This window comes from Lachnospiraceae bacterium oral taxon 500 (assembly GCA_002999035.1).
Taxonomy (GTDB): domain Bacteria; phylum Bacillota; class Clostridia; order Lachnospirales; family Vallitaleaceae; genus W11650.
In genome coordinates this window covers 1,777,080-1,792,597 of record CP027241.1, presented here as the reverse complement: position 1 = coordinate 1,792,597, position 15,518 = coordinate 1,777,080, and the positions used below count along the sequence as shown (strand labels likewise).

The window sequence follows — 15,518 nt, the reverse complement described above, 5'->3', positions numbered from 1 at the left end:
TTCTTATCAAAGTTTCAAATATTGGTTATGATAGGCAGGCCTCTATCCTTTCACCGCACCGGCAGTCATACCCCGAACAAAGTTCTTCTGCATGATAATAAATAAAATCATAATCGGGGAACAAGCAATTACCATACCAGCCAAAACCACACCCCATTCCGTCATCAAGCCATCGCTAAAAGTCATCAAGCCGACTGGAATCGTGCGAAGCGCAGAACTATCCACAAAAATTGTCGCAAACACAAACTCGTTCCATGCATAATATGCCGTCATAATCACCACCGTAGACAAAATCGGCTTGGATAACGGCAAATAAATGCTTTTATAAATTCCAAATAGTTTTGCTCCATCAATGATAGCCGCTTCCTCCAACTCCTTGGAAATGGTGACAAAAAACGACCGAACAAGCATAATCGAAACCGGAAGTCGAAACGCAATGTACGGCAAAATCATTGCCCAGAGCGTATTTTTTAGTTTTAGCGTCTTTAACAGCATAAACAAAGGAAGTAGGCATACCTGCGGGGAAAGCAACAATCCGCACAAAAAAAGTAAAAACACAAAATTGCCAAACTTTCCTTTAATTTGACACACTCCAAAAGCGGCAAAAGATGCCACGAACACTACTCCGATTAGGGTTACGATAGTTACGATTAAACTATTTACAAAGTATAGCGAAATTCCCTTATTCCAGGCGGTCACATAATTTCCCCATAGCCACTTCTGAGGAAAGCCCCAAACATCACCATATATCCCTTGATAGTCCTTAAAAGAAGACATTAAAATCCATAACAAAGGATAAATAATCAAAACGGCCAAAATACAAAGGATTATAAACCATATTGCCTCTCCTATCCCAATTTTTTTCCGTTTTAATCGTTTTTTCATCATCTGCCATCCTCCTTTTCTGTGCCATAACTGAAAAATTGCACGGAAGATAGTGTAGCGGTAATTACAAAAATCAACATCGCAATCGTCGATGCGTAGCCCATATTGTTTTTTATAAAGCCAGTCTGATACATATGCAAGGATAATACCATAGTCGCTGTACCCGGACCTCCGCCGGTTAAAATATACGGCTCATTAAATACGGTAAAAGCACCTACAACCGTCAAAATCATCGTGACAAAAAACATTTGTTTTACTTGCGGAACCGTAATATAAAAAAATCTTTTGATTTTTCCAGCACCGTCTATTTCTGCAGACTCATACAAATCTTTCGGAATTTTCTGAATTGCTACAATAAAGAGCATAGCCACATAGCCCGTACTCTGCCACTGGGATACCGCAATAACAGCAAGCATAGCCGTTTTTTTGCTTCCCAGCCAAATCTTGGCAAGGCTTTCCAACCCCATCGTTTTTAAAAAACTATTTAGCAATCCCATTTGAGGATTATAAATAAATTTGAACAATAAGCATACAACCGTCATCGAAATAACGGTCGGGATAAAATACACACTCCTGAAAAATGGAGCCACTTTACGAAATACCGTATCCTCCAGTACAGCCGCAAGTAACAGCCCAAATCCTACCTGAATAATAATTGAAATCACTGCATAGAGAATATTATTTCCCAAGCAGGTCAAAATAGTTTTATCAGAAAACAGATATTTATAATTGGTCAGCCCCACCCATTCTCTGCTAACCGAAGAAAGCGTAAAAGACTGAAAACTATATACAATATTTTCAATCAAGGGAAAATATATAAATGTTCCAAGGAGCAGAAGTGCTGGTACCGCAAAAATAAATGCTTCCAAGTTCTTTTTCTTTGTCAAAATCATCCACCCCCATCTTTTGTTTGGTTCAGGGGCAGCTTTTGCCCCTGAACCCCTTTGAATCTAGGATTAATGTAACGATGCCGCTGCTGCTCTTACCTGTTCCATTGCACTTTCCGGCGTTTCATCCCCGGTTGCTATTGCCTGTGCCATTTGGCCATATACAGTATATACAGCCGGATCACACGCATTATCAAACCAAGGAACTAATTGGCTTGCATTTTGAATAATACTCATAGCCTCTAATTGTGCCGGTAACGCATTGGTTTCATCTACCGCACCTGCAACAGATGAAATATCGCCACATTTTGTTGTCAAATATTCTCCGCCGTTCTTACTTACCAACCATTTCAAGAACTTTTTACATTCTTCGGGATTTTTCGTTTTATTGCTAATCATAAATCCTTCCGGTGCGCCTGTCAGAGCATTCACATCACCCTTCCCCTCTTCAAATGCAGGGAAATTGAAGAAGCCATACTCAAACCCCTCCGGAATAGACTTTTCTAACATAGTAATTTCTGCGAACTGCAAGTACATAATCGGCGCCTTTTCGGCTGCAAAATAAGTATTTCTTGCAGTTTGATGATCAATTGCCGTACTCATCATTCCCATATAAGTCGTTAACTGTTGCCATTTTTTCAAAACTTCCGTATAACCGGGATCTGTAAATTCACCCGTTGCCGCATTATAATCTTTTGCTAAAACTTCCGGATCAATCATTCTCTGATTCATGCTTCCCAAATAGTGAAGAGATTCAAAGCCATCGGCTAAACCGGCAATAACCGGCGTCTCATAACCAGCTGCCTTTAAAGTATCCAATACTGCAATAAACTCGTTCCAAGTTTTTGGAATCGTTAACTTATTTTCTTCAAAAATTTTCTTATTGTAATAAAACACTTTGCCGTCCTGAGACCATGGCACACCATAAATTTTACCGTCAAATGTAAACTTGTCGATGCTGGCTTGAGCAATTTTGGAAGACCATTCCGTATCGTCTTTATACATATCATTTAATGAAGCAACATTGCCCGGAGCAATCATTTCCTGAGCGAAAGTACCCGACCAAGAAGAGAAAATATCCGGAATCTCATCCGTACCAACAACCATACGAATTTTCTCTTTGTACTGATCGTTCAAAATACAGTCCATGTTAATGGTAACGTTTGGATTTTCATCCATATATTTCTGAATCAATTCCTTAAACATAGAGTTTTTCGGATCATTTGGCCAGCGATGAAAGAAATTAATCACCACTTTCTCACCAGAACTTGAGGTATCTGCCGGCTTTGAAGCATCTACCGGCTTTGTCGTATCTGTTTCTTTGCTGTTACTTCCGCATCCTGCCAAAGAAAGTACAGCCAATGTGACTACGGATAATAATACTGCTGCTGCTCGTTTCATCTTCATAATGTTTCCTCCTTATCACTTCTTGGTAACAAAACAATGAAAAATCACCCTTTTTATGCTTCTTACATCATCTTCTTCCGTCAAAATCGAATATCCAATTAATATTCTAATTTCCACATATAACGACGAACACTAAGTTCATGACCTCTCTGGTATGCAAATTCGTCTGCCAAAGCCCGAAGAACCGCACCGGCAACCAATGGGGCAAAGTACTCTCTGACACTCTCAGCAATACCTGTCATGTCAAACTTTTCGCAGTCCACCAGCATAATCTTATCCGAATATTTCTGGCAAAAATTATAGGCTCTTTCATCCAAAGGTCTGGTAGAGCCAAGCCCTTTGATAATAATGAACGGAACATCATAATCTGTAACCTCAAACGGCCCATGGAAATATTCACCGGCATGGATACAGTTGGAATGAATCCATTGCATTTCCATCAGCAAGCAAATAGCAAAAGAATACGCCTCGCCGTAACAAGCACCGCTTCCCATAGTATAGATTAAGTTTTCTCTCTTATACTGCTTTCCCCACTGTTTTAAGGTCTCTGCATATTGTGTTTTTGCTTTATTTAAGACTTCGTTTATATGATCTACCGAAACGACTCCTTCTTTGAATTTATCGCAAGGCGAAATAGCATCTAAAATACGGAATGCCAAAGAATACAATATAGCTTTATTTAAATCACTAGCATCCGCATCCTTCCCCCAATCATAATGAATGGGATACTCTGCCGCTTTCCATAATGGAGAATCTACCAAATTAGATAATGCGATAGTAGTTGCTCCCTTTTCCCTGGAAACCTCAACCGCCTTGACTGTCTCCGGTGTATTTCCGGAATGAGAGCAGGTAATAACAACCGAATCTGCCCCTAACGCTTTGGGCTTTTCATGTACAAACTCATTTGCCGTATAAATACTCGCCGGAATCTCAATCTCTTTGTCAAACATAAACCGCACCGGCATCATAAAGGCTTGAGATCCCCCACACGCCACAAAATAAAAATGATTGATACGCTTTTTGGCTGCAACTGCTGCAACCGCTTTGTTAATCTGGTCAATGTGTTCCTGCTTCATAATCGCCCTCCATTTTTATATTAGTTCGCATTGTATATAACGTTATATAATGTGATAATATAATATATTATATTATGCCGTTTGTCAATTATTTTTTGACTGTAAAGTGAAAAAGTAATTTCCACACGGAAGGGGGGACGTGGATTTTTGCCTTCCCCTTATTTCAAAAGCAGCCTGTGGAAGTTTCGATATACCAGCGGAAGCAGGGCAACAGCAAGCACGGCATAAAAAACTATGATGAAAGGAATTTGCCGGAAAACGATGCCTCCGATCTGGTAGACGTATGGGATACGGGCGCAGTTTAATATGTTCGTCAACTGATCCGGCGTCAGGCTGAAAAATGTGCGAAACGGCAGGACGCGTCCGATAAACGGCGACACGCAGAATAAAACAAACGGAACCACTGCCGCAATACTCATCGTCCTTGTTTTTGAGGCAATCAACATGGCCACAGAGGCGGCAAGCAGGCTTGCGATATACCCCCCTAAAACGAGAATGCCATACATCTGGCCAAACGTAACAGAATAAACAGCATACGGCCGACTTAACCGATACGTAGTGGCTGCGCCGCTGATACCCATAAAAGCAAAGGAAATAGCAGAAAGAACGCCAATCCCAATCCAGTAAACCAAGGTTGCAACAATCAAACCGGCACAGATTTTCGCGTATACCGCATTGCTCCGTCCATGCCTTGTCGAAAAGAACACTGCATCAGCCTTATACTGAAATTCCTCTGCAAAGATGCCGGCAGATAAAAAGCCAATCACAATAATCAGAATAAGACTGCCTGTTGTAGCATACAGCAGCATCGTCTCCCAAGAATCGTATGCCTCATAGATAAAAGGAGTGTCGATTTTTTCATACTGCTCCATCAGGAACGCTTGTTTCTCCGGGGTATCTCCATATTCCTTGCTCATTTTTCTCAAGTTCTTATGATAAATATCATAGAGCGAGGCAATTTGAGCTGAATCTGCGGAGAGAATCGCTTCATAGTCATCAAAGCTATTAAACTCACCAACCAACATTCTGCTGGCCCAAAATATGATGTCTATGGTAGACTGGGAATCACCGGCTCGACTGCTTTCTACGCTCTTGGCAATTACTTCCGGCGTCAGTTCTCCTTGCCACCGGTTTTTATCGGCAATCATAATGCGCGCAGCCGAAAGACCGGTCACGATTTCTCCGCCGGTGCTTACAGTCCGGGCGCGAAAACTGCCAACTGCAAAGATGCTGAAAACAACCATCAGCAGCAGCGCAGCCGCAAGCAATACACGATTCATCCGCTTATTCAGGATTTTCTTTAGTTCATATTTCAATATCATTCTGCTTCACCTGCTTTCTCCCCAAAATAAAAGAGGAACGCATCTTCCAAAGTGACCTGTTCCTGCCGGGCATCCGCCACGGGAGGATAAGCCGAAAGAATACGCAGTTCCGCACCGTGCGGGGCCGTTTTCACATTTGCCACCAAATAGCGTTTCAAATATTCATCGACTTCCTGCCGGGGAACCGTGCAAGTCCATACCTCTTTGCCGATGGCAGCCACGATTTCCGCGGCCGTTCCGGTAAAGAAAAACTCGCCCTTGTTCATCAGGATAATTTCGTTTGCAATAAACTCAACATCCGAAACGATGTGGGTTGACAGCAAAACCAACCTGTCCTCAGCAAGCTCACTGATAAGATTTCGGAACCGGATTCGCTCATTCGGGTCAAGACCGGCGGTCGGCTCGTCCAGAATCAGAATTTTAGGGTCATTTAATATGGCTTGCGCAATACCGACCCGCCGCAGCATACCACCGGATAGTTTTCGCATCTTGGTTTTAGCCGCCTTTATCATGCCGACCCGCTCCAAAAGACCGTTAATCCGGCTCTTGGCAAAGGCCGGCCGCAATCCCTTTATGGACGCGATATACATCAGGTAATCTGTCACCGTCAGATCAGGATAATAGCCAAAATCCTGCGGAAGATACCCTAACTGCCGCCGATAAGTTCCTTCCATTTCCCAGATGTCTTTGCCATCGTAAGTAATGTTTCCCCGAGATGGTCGGATTAGGGTACAGATCATTCGCATCAGCGTTGTTTTTCCTGCCCCATTCACACCCAGTAGGCCATAAACACCACTCGTCATGGTCAGATTCACATCTTTTACCGCCGTGAGCGCATCGTATTTTTTGGTTAAACTATTCAAAGACAGTTCCACTTAGATTCACCTCCCTGTACTTATTACAGTTTTTCAGCAGCCGATAAACGGAAAATGCAAGGAACAAAAATGCAAAAGCGAAAACAGCCACCCAGATTGGCAGAGTAATTGCCAAATATAATGAATCGTTAGCAATAATCGCCCACCAAACACCACTCCACAAAACACAAAGTCCTATCGCAAGCCATTCGTTACGGTGCTGCTTGCCGAGTGCCACAAAGCAAATGCAGGCGGTCACGACCATAGGCAACAGGAATTGTGTAACAAGGTCCGTCAATGCAATCCTAAGAAAATAATGTGCACCGCCAATAAATGCTGTCAGTAATAGTACATCTACAGCGCCAAACAAAAGTATTCTTGCCGCATAAATCTGATGCAGGGAATAGTAGGAGGCTATCTCAACTTCCATACAACGGTTTGTCAAATTCCGCCATAATTCCGGAATCAAAATGACCGCAAATAAAGCCGCAAATACCCCCATTCCGCGCCGCACATAAAATGCTTCGTTTTCAGTTAAAAGGAACAGCCATGCCAAGTACAAAACAGCAAATTGAAGCACCCACCATCTCTTACGGAGCATACGGAATTGCGCCCGGATAAACTCATGGCAGGAAAGAAGCTGCCTGCTTTCACTTTCCAGAAAAATTGTTTTTGCTTTCCGGGTGACGGCTTGAATCTCCGTCTCCTCAGCTGCAATTTCTATGCGTCCTTGGTCCAGCAATTTCTTTATATCCACATTATCCCTCCATCCTTAATAATTCTTCCAGTTGCTCTCTCGCTTTTTTCAGCCGGTACTTCACCAGCGGAAGTCCGATTCCCAAAATACTTGCAATTTCGGTCTGCTTCAACCCCTGATAGTAATACAGGATAATCACCTCCCGCAATTCTTCCGGCAATCGGTCAAGACCCATGCGAACTGTAATTTGAGAAGTCAATTCATCTTCTAAGTCTTCCGAAAGTATTCCCTCATCAAGTGCTTCCCCCGACCGGACTCTTGCTTTTTTGTAATAATTTTTGCAAAGGTTGCCGGCAATCGTGTAAAGATAGTTTTTTGCCTTGCCGCTATGCGTGTAACCGGAAAATCCGGCAAAAAAGCGCAAAAATGTATCTTGCGTGAGGTCTTTGGCTTCTTCACTGTCGTAACAATGGTATGTGCAATACCTCAATATATCCGTGTAATATTTATGAATAAAAATGTTAAAGGCAGCGTCGTCGCCTTGCCGCATTCTTTTTATCAGCTTATAATCCGTATCCACATGCACCCTGCTTTCTGTTCCGGAAAAATCTCCATTTACTTTGTATAACAACTGCGAAACCAAAAAAGATAGTATTGTTATCAAAAAAGGCAGCCACTTCTGACCGCCTTCTCTAACCTATTAAACTGGACAACAACTTGCGATTAACGCACCGGTGATTCAGGCCTGCCATTCCGATAATACACGGCTTGGGCCTGTTTCGCCAAATCTCCCTGACCGGACAGCTTCGCCTGTTTTGCAGTGAAAGTTTATATTATCGCCTAACGCTCCGTCACTTGGATTTCATATTTGCCCGGCTGCAAAACCGCCTGACGCTCACCGTTTAATAATTTTTCAATATCCGCTGCCTCTATATTCGCTTCGGTTTCCACTGTTACCGCACCCGCCAATCTATCTTCCAGAACAAATATCGCCCGGGTGTCAAATGGAACGGTGATATTAAATCTCCAGCCATTTTCTATCTTTTGCCAACCGCTTTCAATCAATCCATAAACCGATTGATATTCTGCCTTGGCATACTCAAAGCGCCTGTCCGGATAGGGCTTTATAACAAACTCTTTAAATCCGGCTTTTTTCTCATCTGGATTGATGCCGCACATATAGCGGTACATCCACTCAACAATGGAGCCATACGCATAGTGATTCAAGCTGTTCATTCCGGTATCGCTTATACTGCCATCGGGAAGAACGGAATTCCATCTTTCCCATATAGTCGTAGCGCCCATGTTTACTTCATAAAGCCAGCTGGGAAAATCCTCGTTGAGCAGCAAGGTATACGCATAATCGACAAGGCCGTTCCCGGTAAGGGTAGGACACAAATACGGCGTGCCGACAAATCCGGTCGTATGATGAATATTTTCCTCATCCAGTTTCCGCTGAAGAGCCTTTATTGTCCTCTCTCTTGCTTCCTCCGGGACAATGTTAAAATAAAGAGCCAAGACCAAAGCGGTCTGCGTGTCTACCACCAGTCTGCCGCTTGCCGTAAAGTATTCCCTGCGCATAGCCGCTCTTACTTTTTCAGCCAGCTTCACATAATAATCAGCATCCTCCGCCTTGCCAAGTGCCGCTGCCGCTTTGGCTGTCAGTTCAGCTGAATATAAATAGTAGCTGCTTGCCACATAATAAGTATCCGTCGCCCCGATACAGGTGTCCTTGTGAAAATTATCCAAGGCCAGCCAATCGCCATAATGAAATCCATGGGTCCATAGATATTGACCACCGCACTTTGTCCGGTCAATCTTATGAATATAATCAATCCACATCTTCATATTGGGATATTCCGCTGCCAGCAATGCTTTATCTCCATAAAACATATAAGTGGTCCAGGGAATCACAGTAGCCGCGTCCCCCCATGCGCAGGAACCCGCCGCTTTTTCCGGCTCGGCCAAATCAGCCCCGCCTTCCTCAACCGGTGCCGCCGCCTCGTCTTCCTCATCTGCTCCGACCGCATGCGCTACTCCGCTGCCATTGTCCGCCTTTTTGGTCTTTATCCCCAATTGACCGGCTCTTTCCGGGTCTTTCAGGACAACATTAATCTGATCTAAGATATCCGGCACAACATGCGGTACTGCCCCATCCAAATCCTCTTGTTCCAAACGCATATCGTATAAAAACTTGCTGTAAAACGCCGGCGTATACATATTAAAAGATGCGGTAGCCGCAAACACTTGCGCGTCACCGGTCCAGCCCATCCGCTCATCCCGCTGCGGACAATCGGTCGGTATATCTACAAAGTTACCTTTTTGACCCCACAGCGCATTTAAAAACAATCTATTGACTTTCGGATTAGAGGTCTGAATCCGCCCCGTTTCCTCCATATCCGAATAAAGAGCGCACGCCGTAACATCAGCCGCCTTGATATCTCCAATCCCCTCGACTTTCATATAGCGGAATCCGTAAAATGTAAAATGCGGTCTGACTACGCGGCAGCTCCCGCCAGAAATATAGACAAACTCCTGTTTGGCAGTCCGCAGATTCTCATTATAAAAATTACCGTTTTGCAGGATTTCTCCCATCTGAAGATAAACGCGCGTACCTTTCGGTTCATCACAGGTAAAGTAAAACAGCCCCGTCAGGTTCTGCCCGAAATCCAGCACCGTTTCTCCGGCCGGCGTATGAATAATCTCTATCGGCTTAAATTCTTCATGAATCGTCAGCGGCAAGCTATAGCGCGGCATCAGCTTTTCTGACCAGCGCTGAATCTCCTCATCAGCCAAAACTGCCGGTTCCCAATTTTCTTCAACCACTTCCAGATTGGCATCGTAAACTTCTCCGTCATAAATGCTGCTCTCTAATACGGGCGACTGCCGGCACTGAAAACTTTCATCCGAGCCGACAGAAATTCGGTTTCCATCAGCCAGTTCTATTATCAGCTGACAGATCATGGTCTGGGTATCGCCATAGAGTCTATCCAATTTGTCAATAAAGCCAAACCGCCCTTTGTACCAGCCGTTGCCCAGCATAACTCTCAGTTCGTTCGTGCCCGCTGCCAGCATATCCGTCACATCATAACTTTGATACTGAACCCAGTAGTTATAGTCATTATAAAAAGGCGTTAAATACTCATCACCAATCTTTTTTCCATTTAGATATGCCTCATAGAGTCCAAGACCGGAAATATAAAGCCGGGCTGCTTTTATTCCGGTTTCGGCCGGAACTTCTATTAATTTCCGATATAGACCATGAATCTCCTTGGCAAAAGGCATCGTTATCCACTTTCCCTCGACTTTTTCCGGCGCCGTTTCAAAAAAGGCAATATCGCTGACTCCGCCTTCCCCCGCATCGTCAATTACCTCTACCTGCCAATAATATCTGCTTCTTGCCGCCGGCTTAAAATCCGGTGCAAAAGCCGCACTGTCCATATTGCTTCTTAATCCGCTGTCCCATACAATATTTTCAAATGCTTCATCTTCCGCAATCTTTACACGGGCCTGTGCTGTTTTCTTTCCCTTGGCCGCTTCCACTTTCCATGATAGGGAAAGGGACGAAATCTGATATCCGATAGGGTTTTCAAAATGATTTGTTTTTAAATTTCTAATGCGCATAATTTTTCACCTTTCAAAAATCATCCTTTTATCGCGCCGGCTGTCATTCCTTCCATATATAGCCGAGAAGTAAATAAAAAAAGAACAAAAACAGGAATGGTTGCTATCACATAACCGGCAAACATTGGGCCGATCCGGCCGCCGCCTGCCGACTGGGACGCGGCAAACACACGAACCGCCACGGTAATAACCTGCTTGCTGTTTGATTCAATAACCATCATCGGCCAAATAAAATCATTGTAATAATCCACCATTTTAAGCACGGCGATGGTTGACAGAATCGGCTTGATCAACGGCGTGGTAATATAAATCAGCGTTCGGATTTCTCCGCAGCCTTCCAGCCTGGCCGACTCAAATAAATCAATCGGCAGAGCCTCTACGGAGTTGCGGCAAAGAATAATGCCCAACACCTGTCCGCCTGAAACCCACGGCAGGATCAGAGCCCACCATGTGTTAAATATACCGTATTGCTGAATCAAAGCATAATTGGGCGCCAGGTAAAGGATTCCGGGAATCATCAGCAGCGCCATAAGCAGCAGATACAGCATTTTCTTACCGGGAAAGTTCATTCTCGCAAAGACATATCCCCCCACCGCCGACAGCACCAGTGTAAATGCTACCGCTATCGCCACAACCGCTACGGTATTAAACATATTTTGCCCTAAAAGTCCCAGCGCGGACGAGTAATTACCCCAGTTAAAGCTCTTGGGCAGCGCGAAAAAGTTGCTGTATACTTCGGCATTGGTCTTGAAAGACAGCATAATCATCAGCGCAATCGGGACAAAGGATATCAGAATCAGGAAAAGGATAATCAGCGTTATCATCACTTGAAAACGAAAGTTTGCCCGCTTCTTTCCCATCCGCTTACACCTCCTTCTCCCGGGTCAGCCGCATATTGACTAAAATGACCGTCATTGTAAAGACAAACAACACCACGCCCAACGCACAAGCATATCCATATCGGCCGAACTGGGCAACATTCAAATATAATTCCAAAGCCGGCACATAGGTTGATGTTCCCGGACCGCCGCCAGTCATGATATAAATATTATTAAAGTCCTGCATGACACCGATTAATGTTAAGGTTACCATAATGCTCAGCTGCGGCTTTATAATCGGCAGCTGAATCTTCCAAAACACCTGGCTTCTGCTGGCGCCGTCTACCCGCGCCGACTCTTCCACTTCCCTGCCAATATTGATAAATCCGCCATAATAAACCAAGAATGCCATTGCCGATATAAACGGAAAGCCCATAAATATGATTGACCAGATAGCCGTCTTAGAATTCCCCAGCCAAACCTGCTGCCACTTAAAAAGCCCCACTGCCCTTAAAATTTCATTTAAGAGACCAATATTGGGGTCGTATATTTTTTGCCAGGTCATCGCCATGACTACCCCCGGAACAACTACGGGCAGCACAAACAGAAAGCGGTATAAATATTTTTTTCTACTTCCTCTGACGGCATACACTAGCCATGCTGTTACCAGTGGCATCGTAACTGTCTTTAAAATACCGGTCACAATAAGCAGTGCCAAGTTTTTCATGCCCATCAGAAAATAGCCTTCATGAAACATCCGGCGAAAGTTCTCTAAGCCGACAAAATCCATTTTGGCTACGGTATTATTGGTAGTCGACCAATTGGTAAAGGCTCGTACAAATGCCGTTAAAATCCCTCTATAATTAAAGAACCATAACAGCAAAAATGTCGGCAGCAGCAAAATATATGCGATTTTATTTTTCCACATATTTTTTCCCAGCTTACGCAGCTTCCGGTTGGCAGCCGGAATAGCCAGAAACGCCAAAAATATACCAATAGCAAAGATGATTGCGCCTGCACCGAGTAAGACCGCAGCCAATGTGCCGTATAGCCGAACATGAGCCATATCGGCGACATGAATAATCTGAATTGACGCATGGGCACCTGCCATATAAATATAATCGCCGTATGGCGCAAAGGCATTTACTGTCGCATGTGTGTTTTGGACATAAACCTGATTATCCTTTTTATCTAAAATATATACATATCCTTCCTGCGAACCTACGGCTATATATTCCCCGGCGGCATCCGTTCCGATACTGTTTACCACCGCCTGAGCAGTATTGGTAATCACTCCTTTTCTGACTATCTGTAAATCATCGTCAAATCCAAAGTAACCGCCGTTTTTGCAGACCGCCAAATGATACTCGCCATACCTTATCATCTGCAAAACCGTATATTTGGCTGCGAACATACCAGTCTCACTGCCGGCTATATCCAACTTGATTAGCTCACCGCGGTTATTACCGATAATAATATTTTGACTGTCTGCCGTAAACCGAATCCCATTTATTTTTATCTTATAGCCGCTGTTTAAAAGCTCATTCCCGTCTTTATCGTAAATAATAACATTGGCCTTGGTGGCACCGGTACTGGTCGCGACTGCAATTTTACCGTCCGCCGCCACATCCATAGCCACAATCCTGCGCCGCGTATCAATGTCTGAAATCAGCGTTCCATCTATAATGTTATATATATAGATATGATTATCCTCATTGCCCGCATATACTTTGCTGTTATCCGCGTCAATGACAAACGTTCGATAAGCGCCATTGGCGGAAGTCCTCCATATCTCATTTCCGCCCCGAAACGCTACGGCTTCATTATTTTGATTGCCCACCATCAGAATATCATTTTCGGCAGCATAAGCGATACAACCGTTTTGAGCGCCTATCGCAATTCCGCTGCTTTCGATTCCCTGGGTTTTACGATTACAGTATCTCTGGCCCAGCAGCAGAACGACGCCGGCTATTAAACACACCGCAGCTATCACTATAAGGATAATATTATTTTTTGCAACTTTATCCTTCATCCTTCCGTCTCCTTCACCGCGCTTTTTAAATACGGCAGAGAAAGCCCGTCTCTCTGCCGTATCTGTCAGTCTTAAATCCCACGACCTCTCTTACTATTTATCAGTTGCCCGTCGGTGCATTCTGCGGGTTGGCCAAATCGCTTGCGCCAACGCCTTTTTCTGCCATCGCCTTTTCAAAATGACTGGTAATATTTTCCTGATGTTTTTGCGCCCATGCGTTAACATCAATTTTAGCGGTTAAGAAATCATAGCTGTATTCATAGAAATTACGGAAGTTGTCAGCCGACTCACCAATTCCTCTGGCCAGCTGATTATTAAAATCTTTCTGGACATTACCGATCAGTTTCAACGAATCAAACGCATTCTGAATTTCATCCGGATAGGAAATATTATAAACCAGACTCTGACCGGCGGGAACCATACCGTTTTCCAAACCGGCATCAATGTACACGCTCTGCCCTTCACTTGATGAGAAGTACATTAAGAAATCAATAACTTTGTCATCATGATCCTGATCCTTAGAAATACAGCCAATAAATCCATTCGCAACTTCAATCGTTCTGGCTTTGGCTTCAAACTCCGGCCCTTCCATGGAAGGCATATTAAATGTACCCAGCGTGAACTTCTGCACATTCTCAATTGCTTTTCCTTCGGAATCCTGTACCTTTTCACCGGAAGCCAGCGCCTTCATATCATTGTTAAATTCCACGATACCGGAGGCAACATTAACCATCATCGCCGCCTTGCCCTGATAAAATAATGCCTTTGAACCATTAAAGTTTGTCCCGAAGAAGGATTCACCGCCGGCATATTTAGGATATACCTTGGCCAGATTAGTCCATACCGCCTTAAATCCTTCTGTATTGCCGCTTCTGGAGCCGTCTTTAACGGCTGCAAACGCTCTGATCGGGTTCTGGGTCAAATGATCTGCATCATCATTGTAGGGATCGGTGGGGTCATATTTCCACTTGCCATCAATATCCGGGTCATAGCAATAGTCGCCTTCTTTCGCCCGGGTAATTTCTACCTCACTTCTGTTGGTCTGGTCATGGTAAATTTGTGCCAGCCAGCCCATCGTCAACGCGTAGAAGCTGGTGTAGTCCCCATCGCACGCGATTGGCTGATAGCCCGCGGCTTGAATCTTCTCACAGGCCGCAATCATCTCATCCCATGTTTTCGGCGGCTCGGCTCCGGCCTTATTAAAGATGTCCGCATTATACAGCCAAATAACCTGAACGGTATCAAGGCTTAACGCATCCATGGTATTGTCAGCCATATTCACCTTTTGTTTGGAAACATCAAACTGCTCTGCCCATGTCCCGTCGGAATAAGGGCTCTTATTGTCAAAATATTCCATATAGTTGATGGACTTGCCCTTGCTGGTATCACCCGCTAAGTTAATATTGACAATATCCGCGGTTGGTTCCTTTGATGTAAATTCGGTCTGAACCCATTGGTCATAGTTTTCTGAAGCCTTTAAATCGACCACTACCTTAACATCCGAGTGCTTTTTCATGTAAGCTTCCGCCACCGCTGTCCAGGCCGCTTGCTTTCCCGGATCATTCGTTGTGCAAATGGTAATGGTCGCTGTGTCGGTTTTGGGAGCGGCTTCTTCCTTGTCTTTAGGGGTCTCTTCCTTAACGGTTTGATTCTGAGTGGGTTGATCCGTCACCGTTTTCCCCTTATCTGCGGAGTTAGAACCGCATGCGGCAAGGCTGAGAGTCATCGCCGCCGCCATGGCCAATGCCATGAGTTTCTTCATTTTCATAATTATTCCTCCTTCAAGTCTTCATTGTGAAAAAGTTCTTAACTCAGCTTTCCCCTATCCAAAGGCACAGTCTTTCTGACTACGGCCTGCTCAGCGAAAAGGCGCCATTTTCCGCTGTGCACTTCCATCAAAACAGTACGGACATTCC

General features: G+C 44.3%; 12 protein-coding genes. All 12 read right to left on the bottom strand.

The features are described from left to right. Positions 1-42: 42 nt before the first annotated feature. The gene (locus C3V36_08215; protein ID AVM69224.1) at positions 43-888 is read right to left on the bottom strand and encodes an ABC transporter permease; all 846 of its coding nucleotides are present in this window, start codon (positions 886-888) and stop codon (positions 43-45) included. Further along, on the bottom strand, positions 885-1,778 hold the full coding sequence (locus tag C3V36_08210) for an ABC transporter permease (protein ID AVM69223.1): 894 nt from the start codon (positions 1,776-1,778) through the stop codon (positions 885-887). The genes C3V36_08215 and C3V36_08210 overlap by 4 nt, the downstream gene beginning before the upstream one ends. Before the next feature lie 63 nt (positions 1,779-1,841). Beyond that, entirely contained in the window at positions 1,842-3,173 is a 1,332-nt protein-coding gene (locus C3V36_08205; protein ID AVM70485.1) for an ABC transporter substrate-binding protein, read from the bottom strand. Between the two features lie 104 nt (positions 3,174-3,277). Further along, positions 3,278-4,255 (bottom strand): fructosamine deglycase, encoded by a 978-nt coding sequence (locus C3V36_08200; protein ID AVM69222.1) that lies wholly within the window; start codon positions 4,253-4,255, stop codon positions 3,278-3,280. Between the two features lie 158 nt (positions 4,256-4,413). Further along, complete coding sequence (locus C3V36_08195) at positions 4,414-5,577, bottom strand: ABC transporter permease (protein AVM69221.1); 1,164 nt, start codon at positions 5,575-5,577, stop codon at positions 4,414-4,416. Then, complete coding sequence (locus C3V36_08190; protein ID AVM69220.1) at positions 5,574-6,452, bottom strand: ABC transporter ATP-binding protein; 879 nt, start codon at positions 6,450-6,452, stop codon at positions 5,574-5,576. Before C3V36_08190 ends, C3V36_08195 begins: the two co-directional genes overlap by 4 nt. Further along, a complete protein-coding gene (locus C3V36_08185) occupies positions 6,433-7,188 on the bottom strand; it encodes a hypothetical protein (GenBank protein ID AVM69219.1) in 756 nt (251 codons plus the stop codon). The genes C3V36_08190 and C3V36_08185 overlap by 20 nt, the downstream gene beginning before the upstream one ends. Position 7,189: 1 nt before the next feature. Then, positions 7,190-7,708 carry an RNA polymerase sigma factor gene (locus tag C3V36_08180; protein AVM70484.1) on the bottom strand — a complete coding sequence of 173 codons (519 nt, stop codon included), beginning with the start codon at positions 7,706-7,708 and terminating at the stop codon, positions 7,190-7,192. A gap of 260 nt (positions 7,709-7,968) precedes the next feature. Further along, positions 7,969-10,752 carry an alfa-L-rhamnosidase RamA gene (locus C3V36_08175; GenBank protein AVM69218.1) on the bottom strand — a complete coding sequence of 928 codons (2,784 nt, stop codon included), beginning with the start codon at positions 10,750-10,752 and terminating at the stop codon, positions 7,969-7,971. A gap of 20 nt (positions 10,753-10,772) precedes the next feature. Beyond that, complete coding sequence (locus C3V36_08170; GenBank protein AVM69217.1) at positions 10,773-11,612, bottom strand: carbohydrate ABC transporter permease; 840 nt, start codon at positions 11,610-11,612, stop codon at positions 10,773-10,775. A gap of 4 nt (positions 11,613-11,616) precedes the next feature. After that, positions 11,617-13,602 (bottom strand): hypothetical protein, encoded by a 1,986-nt coding sequence (locus C3V36_08165; protein ID AVM69216.1) that lies wholly within the window; start codon positions 13,600-13,602, stop codon positions 11,617-11,619. 100 nt (positions 13,603-13,702) lie between these two features. Next, positions 13,703-15,370 (bottom strand): hypothetical protein, encoded by a 1,668-nt coding sequence (locus C3V36_08160; GenBank protein AVM69215.1) that lies wholly within the window; start codon positions 15,368-15,370, stop codon positions 13,703-13,705. Positions 15,371-15,518: the final 148 nt, after the last annotated feature.

Bases quoted from the DNA above. Each gene is read 5' to 3' on its own strand.
- C3V36_08215 (AVM69224.1), bottom strand. From the start codon at position 888: ATGATGAAAAAACGATTAAAACGGAAAAAAATTGGGATAGGAGAGGCA.
- C3V36_08210 (AVM69223.1), bottom strand. From the start codon at position 1,778: ATGATTTTGACAAAGAAAAAGAACTTGGAAGCATTTATTTTTGCGGTA.
- C3V36_08205 (AVM70485.1), bottom strand. From the start codon at position 3,173: ATGAAACGAGCAGCAGCAGTATTATTATCCGTAGTCACATTGGCTGTA.
- C3V36_08200 (AVM69222.1), bottom strand. From the start codon at position 4,255: ATGAAGCAGGAACACATTGACCAGATTAACAAAGCGGTTGCAGCAGTT.
- C3V36_08195 (AVM69221.1), bottom strand. From the start codon at position 5,577: ATGATATTGAAATATGAACTAAAGAAAATCCTGAATAAGCGGATGAAT.
- C3V36_08175 (AVM69218.1), bottom strand. From the start codon at position 10,752: ATGCGCATTAGAAATTTAAAAACAAATCATTTTGAAAACCCTATCGGA.
- C3V36_08170 (AVM69217.1), bottom strand. From the start codon at position 11,612: ATGGGAAAGAAGCGGGCAAACTTTCGTTTTCAAGTGATGATAACGCTG.
- C3V36_08165 (AVM69216.1), bottom strand. From the start codon at position 13,602: ATGAAGGATAAAGTTGCAAAAAATAATATTATCCTTATAGTGATAGCT.
- C3V36_08160 (AVM69215.1), bottom strand. From the start codon at position 15,370: ATGAAAATGAAGAAACTCATGGCATTGGCCATGGCGGCGGCGATGACT.